The organism is Ahniella affigens (assembly GCF_003015185.1).
Classification (GTDB): domain Bacteria; phylum Pseudomonadota; class Gammaproteobacteria; order Xanthomonadales; family Ahniellaceae; genus Ahniella; species Ahniella affigens.
The window spans coordinates 1,004,631-1,028,226 of sequence record NZ_CP027860.1 but is presented as its reverse complement, the minus strand read 5'-3'; the positions used below and the strand labels follow the sequence as shown (position 1 = coordinate 1,028,226).

The window sequence follows — 23,596 nt, the reverse complement described above, 5'->3', positions numbered from 1 at the left end:
CTGGGATCCGCCGGAGCGCGCTACCCGCCGCGTCCGGCCCTGTAGTACGCTCGGAGTATAGCCACGCTGTGCGAAATGGGAGTCGATATGTCCGGCGAATACACGTTTTTGTCGGGAAAGTGGGGCCGTTGGTCGGCAAGCACGAATATGAGTCCAAAATTTGCGCAGATCTGCACGGTATTGCTTTCGTTCTTCGTTAGTGGGCCAACGGTTGCATTGGTTTGCCCACCGCCGGCGGCTAGCCCGACGACAATCAACGTCGTCGAAGGCCAGGTGCCGGAAATCAGGGTGGCCGAGACAAACACCATTTTGTCGGTGGCACCACCCGATGTGAATGCACACTTCGTGCTGGTCGGCTCACCGACGACCGTTGGTTTTTTTGGCTCGGGCGCCACCGACACGACGTTCCCGGTGGCGTGGACGGCGGTCGTGCCGACGGGTTTCGAATACTCGGCGGCCGTTGGTGTCGCGACGCGTCCGGGCTCGGCTGCGGGTTCCCCTTACACAGTCCATGTCACGGGTGAAGACCCAAGCGGCTGCGGCCCCACGCCGACGCCGACGGTTTTTACGGTTAACGTGGGCCTGCCCACCTCGCCGGCTTTCAGCTTCCTGCAGGGCGGCACCCAGGCACCGGTCAATCCGGGCCAAACCTTCGGGGTACCGATCATTTTGGAAACGCGCGCCAATGCCGCGCCGTTAGCAAACGTGCAAGTCCTGGCAACGGTGGTCTCGGGTTCGGCCATGATTCGACCGGCCGGCACGCCCGTTGGTTCGGGCACGACCTCGTTTGTGCTGTTGACCAACGCAGTTGGCCAAGTGGCGTACGAAGTCGACGCGGGTCTGACCGCCGGGCCGGTGTCCATCGAGTTCCAGACACCCGACTTCGCCGGCGTCAGTATCCAAACCGCCAGCCTGCAAGTGAATGGCGTCGCGCCAACCATCACGTGCCCGCCGCCGGCATTCCTGACACCGCCCGGTAGTGGCTGGGTCGAGGGCCAAGTCGTCGATTTTCAGATCGGCGAGAGCATCGCGACCGGCACCGCACCGCCAAACGTCAACGCAGCGTGGCGCATCGACGGCAATCCGTCGACCTTGTACTTCGCGCAGTCCGGCACCAACCAGATCGATCAGAGCGAGCCCTGGGTACTGACGAGCCCGGGCATTTTCTCGTATTCGAGCTTGGCGAGCCTCAAGCTCAAAACGGGTTCCGCTGGCAGCACCTACACGATCCGCGCCTACGCGAATGATCCCAACGGTTGCGGCACGTTCACGGCGGACCGTACGTTCAACATCACCGTCAGCCCGCCGGTATCGCCCACGCTGAGCCTGCAGTCGGCACCGCCGCCCACAAATCCAAACACGACGTTTCCGGGCACGCTCCAGGTCCTGGTGACCAACAACGGCTCCCCGCTGGAAAGCGCCGTGGTGCGATTCTTCGTGGCGAGTGGTGACGTGTCGCTGTCTGCTGGCCTGCCGCCGACCATGGACCTGCCGGGTGGACGCCCGCCGCCCACGACTGAACTATTTGTGCTGACGAATCCATTTGGCGTCGCCGAGGTATCGGTGCAGGCCTTGTCCACGCCGGGCGCGGTCGTGATCCAGGCGTCGTCACCTGACCTGATGCCATCGGCCAGCCCGACCAATATCAATCTGACGATTCTGGGCGGTACGGTCGATACATTTACCGCGAGTCCACCGGACGCCAATACGGCACCCTACTCGGCAACCTCGGGCACCGAGATCGCGACGTTCCAAGTTACGGCGCAGCGGGATCCGGGCAGCGGGCCCGCGCCGTTCCCAGGCGTGCCCGTGCGGTTCAGCGTTGCCGGTGACGCCACGCTGCTCGATTCTGGCGGTGCGTCCCACGGCACGAGCTTTGTGGTGACCAGCGATTCCCTTGGCGTGGCGCAAATCCGTGTGCTGGCCGGCGCGGCGGGCTCGCCCTACAACATGACCGCAAGTGTCGACAGTGGCAGTTTCACCGCATCGCCCGTCACGTGGCTGTTGCAGAATTTGCCGGAGCCAACGTTTGGTTCGGTGGCGATCGTGTCGGGTGATAACCAGGTCGGTGAGCCCGGCGCTGCGTTGCAGGACTTGGTCGTCGACGTCACACTGAGCAGCGTGCGCGTGCCCTCGGGCTCGATCAATTACACCTTCACGGTGGCCAGTGGCGATGTGGCGTTCCTCGACCCAGGCCCGGTCAATACGTATACCTTGTCATTCCCGTTCCTGAGCAACGGCACGTTCCGGCACAGCATTCCGCTCGTAGCAGGCAGTGGCGAAGGGCCTTACCACATCGTTGGCGACGGGTTCGGGTTGAACAAGATCGAATTCAACGGCAACGTGGTGCGTGCCATTCCGCTGGTGGTGCAAAAGGTGTCGGGCGATCACCAGAGCGCGCAGGTTGGCAATCAGTTGCCGGCACCGCTGGTCGCCGGTCTGCCAGGCGGAATCACATTCAACCCGCAAGATCAATTCACGTTCCGTGTCGTCTCGGGTGATATCACGCTCAGCGGGGCGAATGGCAACGGCCGCGAATTGTCATTGAGTCCGGATGGCAACAACCAGGCGCAAGTCCATGTGAATCTGGGCCAGGCTGCGGGACCGGCCGAAGTGGAAGTCAGCTTCCCCGGACTCAATGCTGAGTCATTCAGCATGGAAGCCACTGCCAACCCGAGCGCCTTGGTGATCACCAAGGTTTCGGGCGACAACCAGTCGGCACCGCTGAACACGCGACTCAGCGCGCCACTGGTGGTTCAAGCGCCCGGGCCCGGGGTGGTGACCTGGCGTGTTGCCAGCGGCAACGCCGCGCTGCTCGGCGCGAGCAATGGGCTGCTCAGTACCACCCTCAGCAATAACAGCGCACAGGCCCAGGTACTGCTCGGCAACAGCATCGGCCCGGTGGAAATCGAAGTTGCTGGCCAGGGTTTCCAGGCCATTCGTTTCCGCGCGAATTCGGTCGCCCCACTGAGCAACTATCGAATCGAGAAAGTGTCTGGCGATCAGCAAACGCTTCGCCTGAATACCCCCAGCGCCCCGTTGAAAATCCGGGTCACTGATAACGGTCAAGCATTGTCCGGCTTCAACGTCAGCTGGAATGTCCTGGGGCAAGGCAGTCTTGGGCACTCAGTCACCCAGACCAACAGCAATGGCGAAAGCGAAAATGTGTTTGTACCGCTAAGCGCGGGCCCGGCTTACATTCGTGCCACCGTGACCAACCCCACCAACAACGTGCCGGTGTCGGCCGACTTCTTCGTGAACACGCCCGTCGCCATACTCGCGCTGGTCAGCGGCGGTGGGCAGTCTGGTGCGCCAGGCACCGAAGCGGATGCCGATCTCGTGTTCCAACTCACCCAAGACAGTTTCGCGATCGCCAGTTCCGAAGTGTCCTTCTCGGTGGTGGGCAACGCCACCTTGAGCACGACCAGTGGCCTCACCGATGGCGATGGCAAAGCGCGGACGCGCGTACGCTACGGCAGCAGTCCAGGCTCAGTGTTGGTCACAGCCTCGGCGCTCCAAGGCGCAGTGACCGCAACGGCCGTCGCAACGGTGTTTGCACCGGGTTTGAATATCGTGTCAGGCAACAACCAGTCCGGCAGACCCGGCCAGGCGTTAGCCGATCCGCTGGTGCTGCAAATCTCGCAACCCGTTGGCGGCAGCGCCTTTGCCAAGAGCCTCGCGGGGGTCCCGGTGCATTGGGATGTGACCTGCGGCAATGGCACCGTGCAAACCGCCGCTACAGCAACCGATGCACAGGGCAAGAGCAGCAACCGTCTGACCCTGGGCACAACCCCAGGCTGCAATCGTGTCGAAGCGACGGTTGCTGGCGTCGGTAAGGTCGTGTTCGAGGCGACCGGCCTGATTCCGGCGACGGCTCTGGAGATTGTGTCGGGCGATCCGCAGAACGCCCTCGTTCCTGGCGAGGCCAGTGCCCCGCTCGTAGTCCGGGTGCGAGATGCCAACAATCAACCGGTCGACAATGTGCGGATTGTGTTTGAGGCGGTCAGCAACGGCGTCACCGTCACACCGGCTGAGCAGGCTACAAATGCCCAGGGCCAGGCGCAAACGGTGGCTCGACTGGGCTTGCCGGGCCAGTTCCAGGTGCGCGCCAAGGCGCCGGATTTCAGCAGCATCCAGCCGGTCCTGTTCACGTTGACGGCGAGTCTCAGGAATCTCGACAACTTACCGCCTGGTCTCCGCGACGTCGCGGGCACGATCGACACTGCCTGCGTCGCGTTGTCCCAGCTCACCAATTTGAGCCCGGCACAGCAGGATTTGTTGCAACGATGCTCGGAGGTCGTCACGAATGCGGCGAATCGTCCGGGTGACGCAAGCAACGCCCTGTCTGAAATGAAGATCGAGGATCCCGGCTCGCAGAATCAGCTGCTGCTCGCGGCCGCTGAGGCGCAGAACAACAACCTGGGGCAACGCATGACCGCGCTGCGCTCGGGCAATGCGGGCGGCTTCCAGAACAATCTTGCGCTGATCACCAATAGTGGCGCTCTGCAGCTTGGGTACTTGCCGAGCACGATCCTCGGCCTGAATGCTGCCGACGAACCACAGGCCGGCGCAGGCTTCTCCCGTTGGGGCTTCTTTGCCACCGGCTCGATCGGGCGCGGCCGACGTAGTGCGCTGGATGACGATCCCGGGTTTGACTTCAAGACCTATGGATTGACCGCAGGGGTGGACTATCGCGTGACGGATTCGATCGTGCTCGGGGCCGCACTCGGCTTCAACCGAAACGATAGCGACGTCCGCGGCAACCAGGCCAGTGTCAACAATCGCGGCACCACGCTCTCGGCCTATGGCAGCTGGTACCACCCGGCCAACTTCTACGTCGATGGCGTACTGACGTTCGGGCGGCACCAACTCGATCTGAGCCGTGACATCCGCTATACGCTGCAGGGCCTCAATGGCAATCCGATCACGATTCAACAAACGGCAACCGCCTCGCCAGACAGCGACCAGTTCGGGATCTCGCTCGCGTTTGGGCGTGACTGGAATCGCGGTGCGTGGGCATTCGGCCCGTACACCCGCTTCAATTACACGAAAATTGACTTCGACGCGTACACCGAAGAGATGTCAAACCCGAACGCTCCCGGTGCGGGTCTTGCGCTCAGTGTCGATTCCCGCGGGTTGACCTCGCTGGAGGGCATTCTCGGCGGCAAACTGAGCTACACCGCCAGCACCAGCTGGGGTGTGCTGATGCCCTATGCGTCGCTGGAATGGGTCAAACAGTTCGAGGATCAGCAGGACGACATCGTGACCCGCTTTGCCTTCGATCCGACGCGCACGGCGATTCTGTCGAATTCGGACCTGATCGACTCCGACTACCTGAATCTGGGGCTCGGTCTGTCGGGTGTATTTGCGAACGGCAAATCGGCTTTCCTCCAGTATGAACGCACGATCGGGCAGGATCGGAGCTCATCGGATTCGCTCGCCATTGGCGTGCGCATCGAGTTCTGACCGTGTTGGGCAGCAAAATCCGTTATGAGAGTGGGGCGCCTTCGTGGCGCCCATCGGGCCCGGTGCCATACCGGCTCGGTCGGTCAATCAGGCTGCAATCAGCCTGCCTGACGCGGATCGAGTCCGGCTTGATACGCCGGGGCATTTTGGGCGAAGGCTTGCAAAAGCCGGAAACCGAGCTATCGTCTGAGCCAGTCTGAATCACGAATCGCATGCAACCTTCGATTGAATTTGGCCACTGTACGCATGTTGGGCTGCGTCGTGAGCACAACGAGGACACCTACTACGCCGACAGCGAACTCGGGCTGTATCTGGTCGCCGACGGTATGGGCGGTCACGAGAACGGCGAGGTCGCGTCGGCCCTTGCCCGCGATACCCTCGTTCGCGAAATCAAGAATGGCGAGCTCCTCGTCCGCGCGATTCAATTAGCCGACGAAGAAATCATCAAGCACTCGAATCGGCGTCCGCAGGCATTGCCAATGGGCACCACCATTGCCGCAATCCGCGTCAAGGGCCGCGAGTACGAGGTGGGCTGGGTGGGCGACAGCCGGGTCTACCAATTTGCCGAGGGTCAGTTGCGGCAGGTATCGCAGGACCACTCCTATGTCCGCGAGCTGATCGAACAGGGCGCCATCAGTCCAGAGCAGGCCCGCACCCATCCGCATCGCAATGTCGTGACCCAGGCCTTGGGCGTGACCGACCCCCAAAGTCTGCGGGTCGAAACCGTGATTGGTGCATTGAACGCCGGTACGCAGGTGCTGATTTGCTCCGACGGCCTGACGGAAGAGGTCGAAGACGATCACATCGCCCGCATCCTCGCCCGTGCCGAGCTGTCGGCCCAGGAATGTGTGGATCACCTGATCCTTGCCGCGCTGGACGGCGGCGGTTCCGACAACGTCACCGCAATTTTGGTCCGCTGCAAGACCTGATCGTCGGCGGCATTTGGCTAGCCTGCGTGTTGCGGCCAAATGGCGTCGTCAGGCGCTGTTCGCATTGACCTGGCCCTTGTCTCGGGCTAGGCCCGGGCGTGAGCCATCCTGGCGGTCGGCGCATTGTGGCAGGCCATCGAAGGCTGATCAGCCCTTGGCATGGCGCCGCGCGCGGTCCCATACCGTTGCCAAGATGTCGTGGCTGCGCGCCCAGGCATAGCGCTCGCCGATGCGTCGGCAGCCGGCTGACGCCAGTTCCTGGCTGCGAACCGGATTCGCCAACAGGTCGAGGATATGCTGAGCGAATGCTTGCGCCGAATCAGCGACCAGAAAGTCCCGGCCGGGCTCGGCGTCAACCGCAGATCCGGCGCGACTCGTCGTGACCGTCGGCGTCCCAGCCGCCATGGATTCCAGAATTTTCAGAGACTGGCCGGAGCCCGTTTGCAACGGCGCCACGGCCACCTGCGCCTGTTTCAGAACGGTCGCCACACAGGGGACCCGCCCCAGAATTTGGACGCCCGGGCGCCGGGCCCAACTCGGGATGGCCTCGGAATTGGCGCCAGCGAGTTTCAGCGACAGGTCCGGATGGGTGGCCCAGATGGTGGGCATGACTTGATCCAGGAGCCAGCGAAGGCCATGCTGGTTCGGAAAATACGCCCAATTGCCGTGAAAGATCAGCCCGTCTCGGCGCGTTGCTGTGGGCGCAAGCAGAAACGTGTCGATATCGACCCCGTTGGCGGCGATCGCCAGCGATCCACTTTGGGCAATTTCACGCGCGTCAGCCGCCGCTGAGATGACCGCGCCATCCGATTTGGCCAGCGCGTCCCGCTCGATCGCCAGCAATCGTCTGGCCTCAAGCTGGAACAGCCAGCGTCGGTACCAGGGCTCCTGCTCCGACCGGGATGCCATGTTGCGTGACAAGGCATCGACAAAGTCGAGCACGACGGGCACCGATCGCGGCACGTCAAGCACGCCCGCCAACCGCACCAGCTGCACGTGCATGAGTTCTATCCGATGCGCTGTGATCAGTCGCTCCGCCGCCTCATTCAGCCGCTTCGAGTCAAACATGGCGACTTGCAGTGGTCGCGCGCCGAATAACGCCACCCCGGCTTGCCAGAGCATGCGCCAACGCGGACGGGCGAGCGCGGTCAGGCTGGCGCAAAACGGACGCAGTTGTGCCCAGGCAGGATCGTCGGCAGGCGGTCTCTCGTAGCACAACACATGGATGTCATGCTGTTTTGACAAGGCCTTTATCTGTGCCAATGCGCGCATCTGGTCGCCGCGGTAGGCGCCACCTGGAAATCGATGAGTCACAAACAACACGCGCATCAGGTAGTCCATTCACAGCACGAAAGTGTCGCGGCAGCAAGCCGAATGCCGGTGCACCTGAGTGCTCAGGTCAACATCTGGTTTCCTCCCGACTCCGGGCCGGCAAGTGTTTCAGCAGTCGGCGTCCGCCGTCCACTGCCTTGGCACCGATGTCTTAGTGGACGCCGGCACGATCTCGCACTTGCATCGGCAATTCGGCTCGGGCGATCCTAGGGCCCTACTGGAAACGAACCCGCGCTTGTACATGACCCCCAAAGCACTTGATCCGCGGCAACGCATCTTCGGTAGCGGCGACGCCCGCGCACCCGGTGTCCGTTGACCCGCATGGCCAAAGCACGCAAGCAAAAGCCAAGCCCCACGCAAGGCGGTCGCACCAACGCCGCTTTGCAATTGCTTCAGCCCATTCCAGACCGCGAACCTTGGACGTGGGCGCAGAAAGGCACGGCGCTCGGGCTTGGCATCGTGCTGCTCGGCAGCGCGTTTGCGCTGGACTACTCGGTTGACCAGGGCTTTGATGCGCCGAAACGACTGTTGTTTCTGCTCGGTGCCTGGATCGCGGTAATCGCGACCGCGTGCGCCAGCGGTCGCATCGAAGGGGCGTTGCGAGATCCGTTCTGGCGATACCCAGTCCGGGCCCTGCCACGAATCCTGCTCGTCGTGGCGGCCCTGCTGGCGGTGGTCTCAGGCCTGGTCGCCCCTGGTCCGTCAGACTGGGGCGACCTACGCTTCATCGCCACTGGCGGACTACTGATCTGGATGGGTATGCGGATCGGCAAACATCATCACGTCGTCAAGACCGTTTGGGTTCTTGCGCTGATTGCGGTTCTCGCCAACACGCTACTGTCGCTGCTGCAACACACCGACATGCCGTCCCCAGTTCAGGTAGCACGCCTGGGTGGCCGATTTGACACCGGTGGCTTGCTCGGCAACGAGGGTTTGGTGTCGCTCGCCGCGGCGTTGTCGATCCCATCCCTGCTTGCGTTTGCAGGCAAGTTCAAGGGTCTCGGCCGAACAAGCCTGATTGGTGCCGCGTTGCTCTCAGTGCTGGTCATCGTGCTGAACCAGCAGTTGACCAGCCTGATTGCCGCTGCGGCCGGAGGTTCGGTCTGGGCGGTGCTGCGCTGGCGGTTGGTGTGGATTGCGCGGCTGACGCCGCTTTTTTGTGTCATAGCGCTTGTCGTGGGTCTGGTGCCTAGCCTTCGGCAACCCGTTCTGGCGCGTATTGGCATGCAAACCATCGCGAGCGCCCAGATCAAGACAACCTATCGACTCGGCGCCGTCGCGGCCAGCGTGGCAATGATCAACGAGCGGCCCTGGCTTGGACACGGCCCAGGCAGCTACGCCCGTGACTCGCAACGTTTCCGAGTACGCGCGGCAGAGGCTTGGCGCACGCGCCTGGAAATGCCGCCAAACGCCAACGCCTTCGTTTACGCGCACCAGGACTACTTGCAATGGGGGGCCGAGTTCGGGCTGCCGTCGTTGCTGCTCGGCTTGGCCGGGCTCTTTGCCGTGCTCTGGCGATGTGCCTTGGCGGCTTGGCGCAATGCCGACCCGGAGACACTGGCCGTGGTCAGCACGCTGTGCGCGGGTGCCGTCATGGCCTTGGCCTGGTTTCCGATTCACGTGCCGATCCTGGCTGCCCTGCTCGCGCTCGCCTTTGGGCGGGCGGTGGTGCTTGGTGAAGCACGAAGCCTGGGAGAAACGCCGTGAGGCCATTCAGGATGATCCTGGCCTTGGTGCTCGGGTACTGCGTCCTGGCACCCGAATGGCAAGCCTACCGCAGCGAGCAAAAACTGCTCCAGGCGAATCTGCTGCTGCAAGCCGCACTCACCGGTCAGCTCCCGGACGCAGATCCGTTGGACGGGGTCCGGCGCATGCTGACGTTGGCTCAAGAAGCGCGCGTGGTGTTACCGCACGATGCACGCGCCATTCTGATCGAAGGCATGGGCTACTTGATGCTGTCCCGCCTGGACGAGGCGGAACAGACGTTCGTTATGGCGCTGCGGCAAGGTGAGCGGCCTGAGCTCCTGGTCAACTACGGTCGCGTGCTGGCGGCGCGGGGGGATCACGACGGTGCCCATGCCGCCATGCTGCGGGCAGCCTTTATTGCGCCTGGCGCCATCAACACTCTACCGAAGGCCATGCGGACCCAGATCGAGGCCGAAGTGGCTGCCTATGAACAAGCCTTCGTCGCGGGCGAGACAAACGAAATTCCGCCCATGCCAGATGCGTATCGGCAGCCAATTGACCGGAAACCGCCTGCGGAACGACGCCGCTAACGAACCTGTCCCTCGTTTTCGGGACCTAACGAAGAGGCGCCCATCAAGACTCACCTGATTCGGCACATTTTCGGCTTTCATTCATCCCATGTTGTCGGTATCGTCCGCCCCATCGAATGGGAACGGTGGGAGACTGAACATGTTGCGACGAATGTTATGCGCGATGGCCGTGTTGTTGGCCAGCACCTCAGCAATGGCTGGGTTTGGAACGATTGACCGGGCGCCTGCGGCGTCCATCTTGGTGCCCTATTTCGAGGTATCCCGGGAAACCAACGACCCGCGCAACACGCTGGTTGAGATCTACAACACGTCGGCTACCGCAGTTCTCGCCCACGTGACCTTGTGGACCGATGTTGGCATTCCAGCCCACACATTCAATGTTTATCTGACGGGTTACGACCAGCAAACCTTGAACCTGAGGGAAATCCTGATCGGCGGCCTACCGCGTACCGCGTCGGCCGGTCAGGACCCGACCAACACGATCAGCAGAAAAGGCGTGTTCTCCCAGGACATCAATTTTGCCTCGTGCTCCGGGCAGCTGCCGGATGGGGCGATCAGTTCGGTACCGCCCGACCTGTTCCGCGCCCTGAGTGGCCAAGCAGCGCCAGACATTTTTGCCGGCCAGTGCGGCGGGCGCAATGTTGGCGATGGCCTCGCCCGGGGCTTCATCACCATTGACACCGTCAACAATTGCACGGTCAGAGGGCCTAACGAATTGGGCTACTTTGGTCCGGGCGGCACTGGCGACGCGACCAACCAAAACGTCCTGGTCGCTGATTACCATATTTTTGACGCCGTCAATCGCCGATTGCTGAGCGAATCCGCGGTGCATCTGCAAGCACTATCCACGCTGGCTCCGGGTTCACCCACGTTTTATGGTTTTGCCGGCTCAAATGGGAGTGACCAACGCGAGCCCCTGCCGAGCGAGTTCCGCGGCAAATTCGCGCAGGCTCGGACCACGTTGCTCTACTGGCGCCAACCCACATCGATTCCAAACGTGTTTGCCTGCGGCGGCACCGGGCCAAATTTGGCCAACGGTCAGTTCCAAGTAGCCGGATTCAGCGCGAGCGGCGCTACAACGCCTGCAGCCACCGGCAATTTCTTCCCCGATGCCGCTGGCATCGTCAGTGGCGCAGCGCTGAACTTGTCGTCCACCCTCGGCAGCTTCGATGTGAATCTGAATCTTCCCGATGGATCACCCCGCCAGGCGTGGGTGCTAGTCCGTCAGGTGCCGACGTCGGCGCCCAGCAATGCGGATTACGGTTACATGACCGAAGCCGCCCAGATCGGCAACAACTGAGGCCAGCGGAGACCTATGATGAAGCTCAAATCACTTATTGCCGGCCTCAGTTTGCTCGGCATGTTCTATAACGCCCATGCGGCCATTGGCTCGCTCGATACCGTGCCCGCTGCCACGTTGCTCGCGCCTTACTTTGAAGTGGACACGTCAACCACCAACGGGCTGCGCAGCCAGTTCACCGTCAGCAACGCGAGCAACACCGAGCAGGTTGCCCGCGTCACCCTGTGGTCGGACCGCGGCGTGCCGGTATTCGGGTTCGATATTCGCCTCGATGGCAATGGCACCGTCGAAGTCAATCTGCGCGACTTGTTGGTCAATGGCACGCTACCGGCTTCGACCGCAGGCGGTGTCGGCTCCTGCACTGGCGTCCTCCCATACGCAGCGCTCAGTGCCACCACAACACTGGGGCTTCGCAATGCCCTGTCCGGACAGGCCTCCAGCCTGCTGGGTGGGCAATGTGCGAGCGATACGCAAGGGTCGGCACGCGGTTTCGTCACCATCGACGCCGCTAATACCTGCACAGCCAGCAACACCGTGTTCCCAACGTCGGTTGGATACTTCGCTGATGGCGGTCTCGGTCTTGCCAGCAACAACAATGTGTTGTTTGGCGAATACGCCTTCATCAATTCTGGGTCAGGCAATGCTTACGGTGATGCGCTGGTCAGCATTGAAGCGGGCGTTGCAAGCGGTGACACGTTTTATGGTCTGATGGCGGGCAATGGCGCGGCAAACAATCGCGAGCCACTGCCAAACATGTACTCGGCCCGCATCAGCAACATCCCTGGAACGGTTCCAAATTCGATCAATCGAACCGCCGCGATTGTCTGGCGCGATCCGGGCCTCGCGGCCCCGTTCGCCTGTGGCACGAGCGGCCCGCAGATTCCCGACGGCATCGGAACGATTTTCGATCATGAAGAACAGCCAACCGGAACCTTCGTCAACGCCAACACGCTGAGTCGCGCAACGCAGTATTTGGCGCAGATTGGTTCGGTCGTGTCCGGCAATGTGGTTTACGATTTTCGGACTACGGGTATTCCGAAGCGCCAGGGTTTCGCCAGCCACATTGCGTATACCAATGGGTTTGATGGTGGCAATAGCGCTGAAGCGAGCATGTATCCTGCTACGGCCTTCGATGATTCCGCCGGTTCGCCGGGAGCAATCTTCCCATTCGGTGCGTGCTCAGACGGGCTCGACAACGACGGTGATGGCTTGGTCGATTTTCCAGCGGACGCTGGGTGCTTTAACGCCAACAGCAATAGTGAGAATCCTGCCTGCTCGGACGGCCTTGACAATGACTTGGATGGCCAGACCGATTTTCCGGCCGACACCAGTTGCGCAAGCCGGTTCCAAGAGTTTGAAGTGACCGAATGCTCGGATGGCTTCGACAATGACGGCAATATGTTCACGGATTTTCCGGCCGATCCGAACTGCCGGACCGCTGCAGACAACAGTGAATTCACTAACAACAACCAGTGCTCGGACGGCTTCGACAATAACGCCAATGGCCTGATCGACTTCCCGTTTGATCCGCTCTGCAATTTCCCGGGCGACCCAACAGAATCGAGCGCCGCCTGCCTGGACGGCTTTGACAACGACACCGATGGCTTGGTCGACTTTCCGGCCGACCCAGGCTGCACCAGCGTTACCGATTTCAGCGAAACCGCGGAAGCCTGCAGTGATGGCCTGGATAACGATAGCGATGGTCAAACCGACTTCCCGAACGATCGGGGTTGCACCAGTCCGAATGACAACAACGAAATCAACCCGGCCTGTATCGATGGCATCGACAACGATGGCGATAGTCTGATCGACTTCCCGAACGACCCAGGTTGCTCGAGCAGCACCGATGACGCCGAGAATTTTGGTCCATGCGATGATGGCTTCGACAATGACGGCGATATGCTCATTGACTTCCCAGCCGACCCAGGTTGTGCATCGGCCGCCAGCACGACCGAGCGTCCGCAATGCAACGACACATTCGACAACGACTTCGACGGCCTGATTGACTTCCCGAACGACCCGCAATGCGCGAGCGCTTCGCAGAACTCGGAAGAGGGTCAGCAATGCAACGACGGCATCGACAACGATGGTGATGGTCTGACTGACTTCCCGGCATCGCCGAACTGCGCCTCGGCAACCGATCCGTCCGAACAACCAGAATGCTCGGACGGCATCGACAACGACAATGACGGTTTGGCTGATTTCACGGGCGTTGGCATAGTCTTCCCGGCCGATCCGGGCTGCAGCAGCGCCACCGATGGCAGCGAGTTTGCGTCGGCGACTTTGGCAGCCTGCTCCGATGGCCAGGACAACGACGGCGATGGCTTTATCGACTACCCGGCCGACCCGGGTTGTGGGGGCGCTGGCGATACGAACGAGTTCGCCGCTAATCAGGTCAACGGTGGTTTGGGTCATCCGATTCCGGCCGCGTCCCCGATCAGCCTGCTCGTGCTGGTTCTGAGCCTGATGGGGATTGCTGGGCTCGCGCTGTACCGACGCCAGTCGGCCTGATCACTGGTAACCCTCGGTCTTCAGATCGAGGCCGAAAAAAGCCCCGCCTCGGGGCTTTTTTCTTGCCCGCTCACACGGCTTCAGGAAACAATGGCCACTCTTTCAGGAATTCTCCGCATGCTCCGAACCCCATTCGTGCTGACGCTCTTGACCATCGCCCTCGCCGGCTGCAGTCACCGCTCGGTACAGCCAGACGGTTCGGCATCGACGTGTGGGGCGATTGGCGGACTAACGAAGCGGCCGTTATTTTCGTTGCAGTGGATCGATTCCGGCTTGCCGCTTCGAGGTCAATGGCGTGACGGCTTCCAACTCGCCGATCTGAATGGCGATGGTCACGTGGATCTGATTCATGGTCCGGCGCGAAAAGGCAACTTCCAGCCAAATCTGTTCCTCGGCGACGGAACCGGTCGATTCAAGCTCGACATGTCCGCGCATTGGCCGCCGTTGCCGTTTGACTACGGCGACGTCGCGGTAGCCGATTTCAACCGTGACAATGTTTTGGATGTGGCCTTGAGTGCCCATCTTCGGGGCGTTGCTGTGTTGATCAACGAAGGCAGAAACAGTTTTGCGCCGTGGAGCGATGGACTTGTCATGACCCCGCCTTCGGCGCACCCTGAGCAGCCCATCTTCGGGTCCCGGGCGATTGCCGCTATCGACTGGAACCGCGATGGGCTCGTGGATCTGCTCGCGACGAACGAAGGCCCCGCACTTGGTGCGATCGATCGGAGCACGCGGGAGATGCTGCGGCTGTATCTCAACCGCGGCGGGTTCTTCGAACAACGCGATGTCAAAAACACCGTGTCAGGTTGGGCCAATGCCCTCGCTGTTGGCGATGTCACCGGTGACCGTTGGCCCGAAGCGATCACCGGCACCGAGGCTTTTGGCAACCGCCGCCTGCTCCACATAGGCTTTGGCACCGACTTGAATAGCCAGGAGTTGCGATCGCTTCCGGAACAACTCGCCGTGCATGCCGTTGAACGCGTTCAATTCGACGCCGAGAGCGTGCCCAGCATGCTGTTTGCCGGACAGATTGATCAGGTCGCGAGCGGCTGTGCCACGCTTGTGCGAACGGATTTTCAAGCGGGGCTTGGCGATCGCAGTCAGACGCTTTGGTCCGAGCCGGGTCGTGATGACATGGTGGCTGTCCGTGCCGCCGACATCGGCGGCGATGCACGGCTCGAACTGCTGGCGGTGCACCGGAGTGGGCGCATCCGGGTGCTGGTCGAGCATCCGAATCGTCGCGGCAACGCAACTTGGCGAACGGCCATGGTGGCCGAGCCACCCGAACCGCTGCGCGATTGCCAGGCTTGGCAAATGCAACTGGCCAATATCGATGGCGACCCCGCGTCTGAAATCGTGGTCAGCTATGCGAGCGATGGCGACGTCACGGGCCTGGGGCGCTGCCCTAACAGCGGCGGTTTGGCGGCTTTCAACGTCGTGGCACCGTGACAATCCTTGCGTTGGCCCCATGCATCCCATGGCCCCCGTCGGCCAGGTCGTATGCTGACGACGACGTTGGATCGTAGGGATCGCTGTCCGCATGTCAGTTCGCGTGTTGATTCTCGCCAGCAAATGCCCTTGGCCGCCGTTGGATGGTGGCCGACTCGCACTTTGGCAAACCATCCAGTCGTTGCATCAAGCGGGCGCGATCATGCATTTGCTCGCGCCTTTGCATCCGGCTGAGCAGGCGCAGCGATCAGCGTGGATCGACGCGATGCAGCCCATGCTGGGTGCCGATCTGGTCCCAAGCACGCCAAAGCCCTGGCTGCTTGCCGCCTTGCAGGCACTCGTAACCAGTCGGGCGACCAGCCTCGCCCGGCACGCGCACCCGGCGTTGGCTCATGCACTGCCGGGCCTCATCAAGCGATTTCGACCCGACGTCATTCATGTCGAATGCCTGCAAAGCATGGCCATGCTTGGGCCACCACCCTGGCCCGTTCCTGTGGTGCTGCGCCTGCAGAATGTGGAGTCCCAACTCTGGGCCGATTGGCCGGCGCCAGCTTGGCTGCGCCCGTTGCTACGCGCCGAGGCGCGCCGTCTGCGCCTTGCCGAGCGGCGCCTGCTCAAGCAGACCGCCTGCAACCTCGCAATCACCCCAGTCGATGCGGCGCAACTGCAGGCGCTTGCTGCCCCCGGATCGGAGCATCGTATTCATACCTGGACGGTGCCGTTTCCAGCGGAACTACCCGCCGATAACACCGAATCGCCAAGCCTTCAGATCGTTCTGCCCGGCAGCCGTGGCTGGGGTCCAAACCAACAAGCATTCGATTGGGCCGTTCGCGAATTGGCGCCGTGTCTGAAGCAACGGGCGCCCGAGTTGCGCTTGACGGTGTTCGCACCAAACGGCCATGCTGACTGGCCAAGCAATGTCCACGTCCAGCCCGTGCCCAGCGATTCCGCCAAACTGTTTCCGCAAGATGCCATTGCCGCGTTGCCGCTGTTTGCCGGCTCGGGCATCCGCATGCGCATTCTTGAGTCCTGGGCACGCGGACTCCCCGTGGTCGCCACTTCGGTGGCTGCACGAGGTCTGTCGGTCCGCCACGGCGAACACCTGTTGCTGGCTGACAACGCTGCTGATTTTGCCGCCGCAATCGATCGTCTGGTTCGGGAACCAACCTTGGCCGCAAGCCTGATCGCAGCTGGCCGAGACTATTTGCGGACCCACCATGATCCAACGGCTCTGGGTCAGGCGCTGCTGCAGCACTATCGCGCCGCGCAGACTGGTGGCACGCCATGAACATCCTGCTCACCGGCGGTTCCGGCTTCATTGGCACGCATCTTTGTCGCGCTTTGCTCGACGCCGGGCATGGCATTCGCATTCTCGATCTCAGGTCAAGTGTCAGCTTCCCGGACTCCTGCCTGCTCGGCGATATCCGCGACGCCAACCTGGTCGAACAGGCGCTACGTGATGTTGACCTGGTGATCCATCTCGCCGCCGTGCACGCGGACGATGTCTCGCCCCTGCACCTTTACGCTGAGACGAATGTCGACGGGACCCGCGTGCTGCTTGACGCCATGCGCGCTGCCAACGTGGTGCGACTGCTGCATTTCAGCTCGGTGTCGGTTTACGGCGCCGGACCTGCCGTGGAGTCCGATCTCGACCCCAAACCGCTGAACGAATACGGCCGCAGCAAACTCGCAGCAGAGCAGCTGATTGTGGCGTGGCAGGCCGAACAACCGACCGTGCGTTCGGCCCGAGTCCTGCGTCCGTCGGTGGTCTATGGCCCCGGTCATCATGGCAATATGAAGCGACTGATCGACGAGCTCGACCGCCCACGCATGCGTGCCATCGGATCCGGCCAGCAAGTCAAGGCGGTGGCATTTGTCGGCAATGTCGTCGCCGCGAGTCTGTTTGATCTGGCCGAGCTGCCGGGCTGCCGCATACACAATGTCGCCGATTTGCCGCCGATTCCGATGCACGAGTGGATGCGCCTGATCCGGATTGAACTTGGACGCGATCCGGCCCGCCAGATACGGCTGCCCGAAATGCCGGCCTATCTGCTCGGGTTCTTGGCCCAGACGTGGGCACATCTTTGCAGGCAGAAACCGACGATCTCCGTTGATCGCGTGCGCAAGTTTCTTGCCAGCACGCCGGTCGATGCCAGCCTTCTCGCCCGGCTGGGCTATCTTGCCCCGTATTCACATCAGCAGGGGCTCCGCGCAACGATTGCGGCCAGACAGCGGACCGAGCAACCATGATTCGTCGCATCTGGTGGGAGGCCATGCCTGGCTATGCCTATCAGCTGCTCGTGCTGTTACTGACGCTGATCCTGATCCCATGGCAAGCCAAGGTGCTCGGCGCGGACGCTTGGGCAGTGGTGGCGTTCGCCTGGAGCTTGCACGCGCTCTTATTTGCACTCGATCTTGCATTCGGCCCCCTGCTGCTTCGCGATCTCGCCCGCGATCTTCCAAAGCCCGTACTCGTGGCCCACTATCTGCACTTCCATCAACGCTATCGGCAGGCGGCGCTGATTCTGACCGCGATGGCGGCACTCCTGCTCGCTGTTGGCAAGCAGTTGCGACCCCAGCTACCGATGGATTTTGCCAGCCTGCTGCTGCTTGCGGCCGTGTTTCAGTTTCAGGTGCTGAATGCGTGCGCGACGGGTTTCTGGAATGCGCGGCAGGCGCAATGGCGCGCGGGGTTCCGATCGGCGCTGTTTCTGCTCCTGAAGCACGCACTGGCGACCACGTTCATGCTGTTCATCGAGCCCGCTGCCAGTCTCTACCTGCTCGGGTTCGTCATCGGCGCGGGCGTGGAATGGCAACTGAACCGGCGGCGCTTGCTCGGCGATCTGGCCGCTGAAGATCGCTTTCGAAACGACCAGGCCACAGAACCCGTTACCGGCGTGCCGGAACTCAGTCTCGCCGCGCTCTCGGCGTTTTTGACCTTGCTCGGCAGTCAGCTTGACCGGCTCTGGTTTGCGGCAACCCTGCCAGCGGCGCAGTTTGCGTTGTATGCGCTGATCGCGATCCCGTTCGCGGCGTATCTCAGCTTGCAGATGCCCCTGCAGCGAAGCCTGCTGCCGCGGTTGTCACGCGCCGACGGCAGCGCCCATGCGATGCGCCACTATTGGCAGGCCCATGCACTGCTCGCGCTGCCTTGCCTGGGGCTCGCCTGGCTCAGTCCCTGGGTATTGCCCCTGTGGCTCCACCAACATCAACTGGGCGCACATTGGCCGGAGCTGTTTCGCCAACTTTGGCTCGCACTAGCCGGCACGGTGCTGATGGGCCCCGTTGGGGCGTGGCTGATCCAGACGGCACGCTGGCGTGTGCTGATCACGACCCAATTCCTGAGTCTGGTCGCCCAAGCGCTGATCTTTACGCTTGGGACCAACCAGTGGCAGGTCTTTGCCGCCGTGCCAGCGGCCTGGGTACCGACGATTGCGGGCATTCTGCTGATCCTGATGCAGCCTGAGCTCCGCAGGACTTTTTCGCGACACATCGAACCCCGATAATAGGTGGAAGCGCAGAGGGACTCGCGCCCCCGATGTCAGGGATGCAGGCGTTGCGCAGCCCGACAGTGTATTGAGCCTGTCGCCATCGTGGCGCCAACGACCGGAGACCTGCCATGGCCGAACTTGCTGCCCTGGACAAGACTGCGCGCCAGATGAAAACGCTGTCGCAAGCGCTCGATTCCGGGCGCCTGGGGCCGGTGCGCCGGCTGGTCAACACACTGACCCCCGCTGAGATCGGCAGCCTGCTAGAAGCCCTGCCGCCCACAAAGCGCTTGATGCTCTGGGGCTTGGTCGATTCTGAGGACGACGGCGAGGTGCTCGTCCATTGCAACGAGGAGGTTCGCGAGAGCCTGCTTCAGGACATGGATGACGAGGAAATCGTCGCGGCGGCTGAGTCGCTCGATCTGGACGACCTTGCCGACCTGTTCGAGGATCTGCCCGACACGGTCACCGAGAACGTGCTGAAGTCGCTCGATCGGACCGATCGCGAGCGTTTGGAACAAGCACTCTCGTACCCAGAGGACAGCGCCGGCCGTTTGCTGAACCCCGACATCATCACCGTGCGTCCCGATGTGACGATCGACGTTGTGCTTCGCTATTTGCGCCTGCGTGGCGAAATGCCGGATCACACCGACCATTTTTACGTTGTCAGTCGACGCAACCAATATTTGGGCCGCGTGGCCGTCACCCGCGTGCTCACGTCCCAACTCGACACGCCTATCAACGAACTCATCGACGATTCTCAAGCCCCGATCGTCGTCACCGCCGAAGCCGAAACGGTTGCCAAGAGCTTCGCCGACCATGACTGGATCTCGGCGCCAGTCGTTGATGCCAACAACGTGCTGCTCGGTCGCATCACCATTGACGACATGGTCGACATCATCCGCGCCCAAGCCGATCACAACGTGATGAGCATGGCCGGTCTGGACGAAGAAGAGGATTTGTTCGCGCCGGTGCGGCGCGCGACCCGGAAGCGCGCCCTGTGGCTCGGCATCAATCTGTTGACCGCGTTTCTCGCGTCATTCGTGATTGGTCGATTTGAAATCGCATTGGAGCAAGTCGTCGCACTGGCCATTTTGATGCCGGTTGTCGCCAGCATGGGCGGCATTGCCGGCACCCAGACGCTGACGCTGATTGTCCGCGGCATGGCGCTCGGCCAGGTCAGCGCCAGTAATGCGATGGCGCTGTTGTCGAAGGAAATGATGGTGGGCGGGTTCAACGGCGTGATCTGGGCGATTGTCGTAGGGGCGTCGGCGGGGCTATGGTTTGGCGATCTCAGGCTCGCACTCGTCATCGCCGCTGCCATCGCGATCAACCTCCTGGCCGCAGCGGCATCGGGCGTCATGATTCCGCTGCTATTACGGCGCCTCGACATTGATCCGGCGCTCGCTGGCGGCGTCGTGCTCACGACCGTTACCGACTGCATCGGATTTCTCGCGTTCCTGGGGCTCGGTACAGCGTTTCTGCTATGACGCTGCGTTCCGCCCAATGGACGTGGTTTACGCTCACGTTGCTGGCGTTTGGACTCAGTTGGCTCGCGCCAATCTGGCCATTTGAGCAGGCGCTACACAGCTCACTAACTGTGGTGGCCCTGGGCCTGATGATTTGGCTGATTCAAACGCGGCAACTAAGCCTGCGTGCATTTGCCTTGTTCGCCGTGTTCATCATGGTGCATTGCCTCGCGTCGCGCTGGCTTTACTCCAACGTGCCGTATGACGCTTGGCTCATGGCCGTCCTGAACACCAATACTGCCGAGCTGTTCGGCTGGCAGCGCAATCATTTCGATCGACTGGTGCATCTGCTGTATGGCCTGTGTTTGACACCGGGTCTGGTCGAGCGGGCGCGCGCATACTCCGTGGTGAAACCGAGCGCCCCGTTCTGGCGGGCCTTCGCGCTGATCTTGATGAGCAGCCTCGCGTATGAATGGCTGGAGTGGCTCGTCGCCGTCCTGCTCGATCCCGCAGACGCGGAGGCTTACAACGGCCAGCAGGGTGATTGGTGGGACGCCCACAAGGACATGGCGCTGGCCGGCCTTGGTGCGCTGCTCTGGTGGCCCTGGCTGCGTCGCGGCCCGGGCACACCGACCACCAAATAAATGGGACATTATCCGCGCAGCTCGGCTCGCAGCCACAACGTGAAGGCATTGCGAAGGCCACGTACGACTCGTTAGCATCAGCTGGATACTTTGACGGGGCTGCACCATGCCGAAACATCCGGTCACTTGGCGTGATCAACTGCGCTATCGCTTTGAGAATACGTTGTCGAAAGGCACCATCGCCATTATTGGCTGGCTGGCACTTGCATCGACCGTGATCGTGGTCATTGCGGCGCTGACCCTCAGCATTTTCGGCATCCGGCAAAATCCGGACGACCCCGCATCGAGCTATTCATTGATCGAGGGTGCCTGGCAAGGCCTGATGCACGCGCTGGACTCTGGCAATCTGGCTGGTGATGCCGGCTGGCCTTTACGCATCCTGATGTTCGTGGTCACGCTGGTTGGCATCTTCCTCGTCAGTATTCTGATCGGTACCATCACGTCCGGCATGGAAGCAAAGCTCGATGAGCTGCGCAAAGGCCGCTCGCGTGTTTTGGAACACGACTACACCTTGATCCTCGGCTGGTCGAGCAAAATCTACTCGATCATCGGTGAGTTGATCATCGCGAACAGCAATCAGAAGAAGCCGCGCATTGTCATTCTGGCCGACCGCGACAAGGTCGAAATGGAAGACGATATCCGCGCCAAGTTCGAGTCCACCGGCCGCACTGTCGTGATTTGCCGGAGCGGCAATCCGCTCGATCTTGACGATCTGGAAGTGGTTGATCCACACAGCGCCCGATCGATCGTCGTGCTGGCGCCAGAGGCCGACAATCCGGATATCCATGTCATCAAGTCGGTATTGGCGATCACCAATAATCCGAATCGCAAACCCGAGCCCTATCACGTCGTCGCCGAAATCCGTGAAGAACGCAACATGGAAGCTGCGCGCTTGGTAGGCGGGCAGGAAGCCATCTTTGTGCAGGGCGAAGACCTGATCGCACGGGTCACCGCCCAAACTTGCCGACAGTCTGGCCTCAGCGTGGTGTACACCGAACTGCTCGATTTTGATGGCGCCGAAATCTACTTTCAGAACTTGCCCGAACTCGATGGCAAGACCTACCGAGAGACGCTGGCCAGTTTCGAAGAATCCGCCGTGATCGGGCTGATGCGTGCCGATGGCGAGGTATTGATCAATCCACCGATGGACACTCGCATGCGTGCTGACGACCAGGTCATCGCGATCAGCGAGGACGACGATACGGTGGTCGTCAACTCAGGCAAGTCACCAGCAGCCGACATTGCCGCGATGCGCAAGGGCAAGAAGCCCGAGACCAAGCCCGAGCGCACACTGATCCTGGGCTGGAACGAAAAAGCCCTGGCGATTGTTCGGGAACTGGACAACTATGTGGCGCCGGGTTCTGAGCTGATTGCCGTGTGCCAGCGCGATGGCGCGCGCGACCAGCTGTTTACGCTGACCCAGTCGCTCGGCAAGATGAAGGTGCGTTTCTCCGACAACGACATCACCAATCGGGCAGTGCTCGAAGCGCTGAACCCCGAGACGTTTGATCACATCATTCTGATGAGCTACTCGCATCTGCCAATTCAGGAAGCAGATGCGCAGACATTGATCACCTTGTTGCATCTCCGCGCGATTGCCGATCAGAAGAACGTGGATATGAGCATCGTCAGCGAAATGATGGACCTTCGGAATCGCGCGTTGGCGCAAGTCGCCAAGGCCGATGACTTTATCGTCAGCGACAAACTCGTCAGCCTGATGCTCGCGCAGCTCTCCGAGAACAAGGATCTGGAAAAGGTGTTCAAGATTCTGTTTTCGGCTGAGGGTTCTGAGATCTACGTCCGCTCGATCGCAGACTATGTCGCCACGGGTGTGCCCGTCGATTTCTACACGGTGCTGGAAAGCGCCGCCGAACGCGGCGAAACCGCAATCGGCTATCGCATCGTGCGCCATTCGAACGACAAGGATCAGGGCTACGGCGTGAAGGTGAATCCGAAGAAGTCGGACAAGATCACATTTGCCGCCGAAGACCGTATTGTGGTGCTCGCGGAAGACTGAGCGACACGGCCGGTCTTTAAGTCAGATCCGGCTGTAAGACCAGCCGGTCGGCTTGCCGTTGGCGTAGGGCATGACGCCATGGAACGCACGCGGGTCCTGGTCGAACACCAGCGGCAGGAAGTAGCGATCGCCTTCCCACATGGGCAAATCGAGGATGCCCTCAATCGGCTGCCATTCCAGATCGCCTTCCTCGTTGCGCGTAGGGGCCTCACCAACAAACTCGGTGATCAGAAACACAAAGCCAAGCCAGTCCTCGCCATTCTTGCCAAAGCCGGGCCAGGAAATGGTGCCGCGCAGACTCATCGCCGTGCACTGCAACTGCGCTTCCTCCCAAATCTCCCGGCGCATGCCGGCAACCACGTCTTCGAGTGGTTCCAACTTGCCACCCAAGCCGTTGTATTTGCCCAGATGCTCATCGTGCGCGCGGGCATTGCGGTGGACCAACAGCACACGCTTTCGATCTGGGGTGAGGACGTAACCCAGGGTGGCAACGATCGGGGTATAAGGCATGAGGCACGCCGGAAGCGATAAAGCACGCAAAATAGCCGATCTACGGTCACGTCGAACAGGGGCACCGGGAGCACGCGCAAACGGGTTACAAGCCTTTAAAGCACACCTGACCAGCGCTGAACATTGCCCCTATCCTTTTGATTAATATTGATAATTCCCCCGCCATCATCGGGTGACAGTGCGCTCTAGTACTGGCGTCTGCCCG

At 61.5% G+C, this 23,596-nt stretch carries 15 protein-coding genes; 13 read left to right on the top strand and 2 right to left on the bottom strand.

Features of this window, described 5'->3' with window-relative positions; genetic code table 11:
- Positions 1–147 precede the first annotated feature (147 nt).
- Both C7S18_RS03835 and C7S18_RS03825 read left to right on the top strand, forming a co-directional pair.
- The gene (locus C7S18_RS03835; RefSeq protein WP_170113087.1) at positions 148–5,466 is read left to right on the top strand and encodes an autotransporter family protein; all 5,319 of its coding nucleotides are present in this window, start codon (positions 148–150) and stop codon (positions 5,464–5,466) included.
- Between the two features lie 212 nt (positions 5,467–5,678).
- Positions 5,679–6,395: a PP2C family protein-serine/threonine phosphatase gene (locus C7S18_RS03825; RefSeq protein ID WP_106890300.1), complete on the top strand. Its 717-nt coding sequence runs from the start codon at positions 5,679–5,681 to the stop codon at positions 6,393–6,395.
- Positions 6,396–6,542: 147 nt separating this feature from the next.
- On the opposite strand, the gene C7S18_RS03820 is transcribed toward C7S18_RS03825, so the two are convergent.
- Positions 6,543–7,736 (bottom strand): glycosyltransferase family 4 protein, encoded by a 1,194-nt coding sequence (locus tag C7S18_RS03820; RefSeq protein WP_106890299.1) that lies wholly within the window; start codon positions 7,734–7,736, stop codon positions 6,543–6,545.
- Positions 7,737–8,048: 312 nt separating this feature from the next.
- Between C7S18_RS03820 and C7S18_RS03815 the strand changes: the two genes are divergently transcribed.
- The 11 genes from C7S18_RS03815 to C7S18_RS03765 all read left to right on the top strand — a co-directional run bounded on the left by C7S18_RS03815 (position 8,049) and on the right by C7S18_RS03765 (position 22,881).
- Positions 8,049–9,434 (top strand): O-antigen ligase family protein, encoded by a 1,386-nt coding sequence (locus C7S18_RS03815; protein ID WP_106890298.1) that lies wholly within the window; start codon positions 8,049–8,051, stop codon positions 9,432–9,434.
- Between the two features lie 11 nt (positions 9,435–9,445).
- Positions 9,446–10,003 (top strand): hypothetical protein, encoded by a 558-nt coding sequence (locus C7S18_RS03810; protein WP_106890297.1) that lies wholly within the window; start codon positions 9,446–9,448, stop codon positions 10,001–10,003.
- Positions 10,004–10,142: 139 nt separating this feature from the next.
- On the top strand, positions 10,143–11,303 hold the full coding sequence (locus tag C7S18_RS03805; protein WP_146151739.1) for a hypothetical protein: 1,161 nt from the start codon (positions 10,143–10,145) through the stop codon (positions 11,301–11,303).
- 15 nt (positions 11,304–11,318) lie between these two features.
- Entirely contained in the window at positions 11,319–13,814 is a 2,496-nt protein-coding gene (locus tag C7S18_RS03800; RefSeq protein ID WP_106890295.1) for a hypothetical protein, read from the top strand.
- Positions 13,815–13,931: 117 nt separating this feature from the next.
- Positions 13,932–15,263: an FG-GAP repeat domain-containing protein gene (locus C7S18_RS03795; RefSeq protein ID WP_170113086.1), complete on the top strand. Its 1,332-nt coding sequence runs from the start codon at positions 13,932–13,934 to the stop codon at positions 15,261–15,263.
- Between the two features lie 91 nt (positions 15,264–15,354).
- Positions 15,355–16,551 carry a glycosyltransferase family 4 protein gene (locus C7S18_RS03790; RefSeq protein ID WP_106890293.1) on the top strand — a complete coding sequence of 399 codons (1,197 nt, stop codon included), beginning with the start codon at positions 15,355–15,357 and terminating at the stop codon, positions 16,549–16,551.
- Positions 16,548–17,513 (top strand): NAD-dependent epimerase/dehydratase family protein, encoded by a 966-nt coding sequence (locus tag C7S18_RS03785; protein WP_106890292.1) that lies wholly within the window; start codon positions 16,548–16,550, stop codon positions 17,511–17,513. Before C7S18_RS03790 ends, C7S18_RS03785 begins: the two co-directional genes overlap by 4 nt.
- Positions 17,510–18,769, top strand: a complete 1,260-nt coding sequence (locus C7S18_RS03780) for a polysaccharide biosynthesis protein (RefSeq protein ID WP_106890291.1) — start codon at positions 17,510–17,512, stop codon at positions 18,767–18,769. The genes C7S18_RS03785 and C7S18_RS03780 overlap by 4 nt, the downstream gene beginning before the upstream one ends.
- Before the next feature lie 113 nt (positions 18,770–18,882).
- Entirely contained in the window at positions 18,883–20,241 is a 1,359-nt protein-coding gene (gene mgtE / locus C7S18_RS03775) for a magnesium transporter (protein ID WP_106890290.1), read from the top strand.
- Positions 20,238–20,864, top strand: a complete 627-nt coding sequence (locus C7S18_RS03770; RefSeq protein WP_106890289.1) for a DUF2238 domain-containing protein — start codon at positions 20,238–20,240, stop codon at positions 20,862–20,864. Before mgtE ends, C7S18_RS03770 begins: the two co-directional genes overlap by 4 nt.
- A 106-nt stretch (positions 20,865–20,970) precedes the next feature.
- Positions 20,971–22,881 (top strand): CASTOR/POLLUX-related putative ion channel, encoded by a 1,911-nt coding sequence (locus C7S18_RS03765; RefSeq protein ID WP_106890288.1) that lies wholly within the window; start codon positions 20,971–20,973, stop codon positions 22,879–22,881.
- 21 nt (positions 22,882–22,902) lie between these two features.
- Here C7S18_RS03765 and C7S18_RS03760 read toward each other — a convergent pair whose 3' ends face one another.
- On the bottom strand, positions 22,903–23,391 hold the full coding sequence (locus C7S18_RS03760; RefSeq protein WP_106890287.1) for an NUDIX hydrolase: 489 nt from the start codon (positions 23,389–23,391) through the stop codon (positions 22,903–22,905).
- Positions 23,392–23,596: the final 205 nt, after the last annotated feature.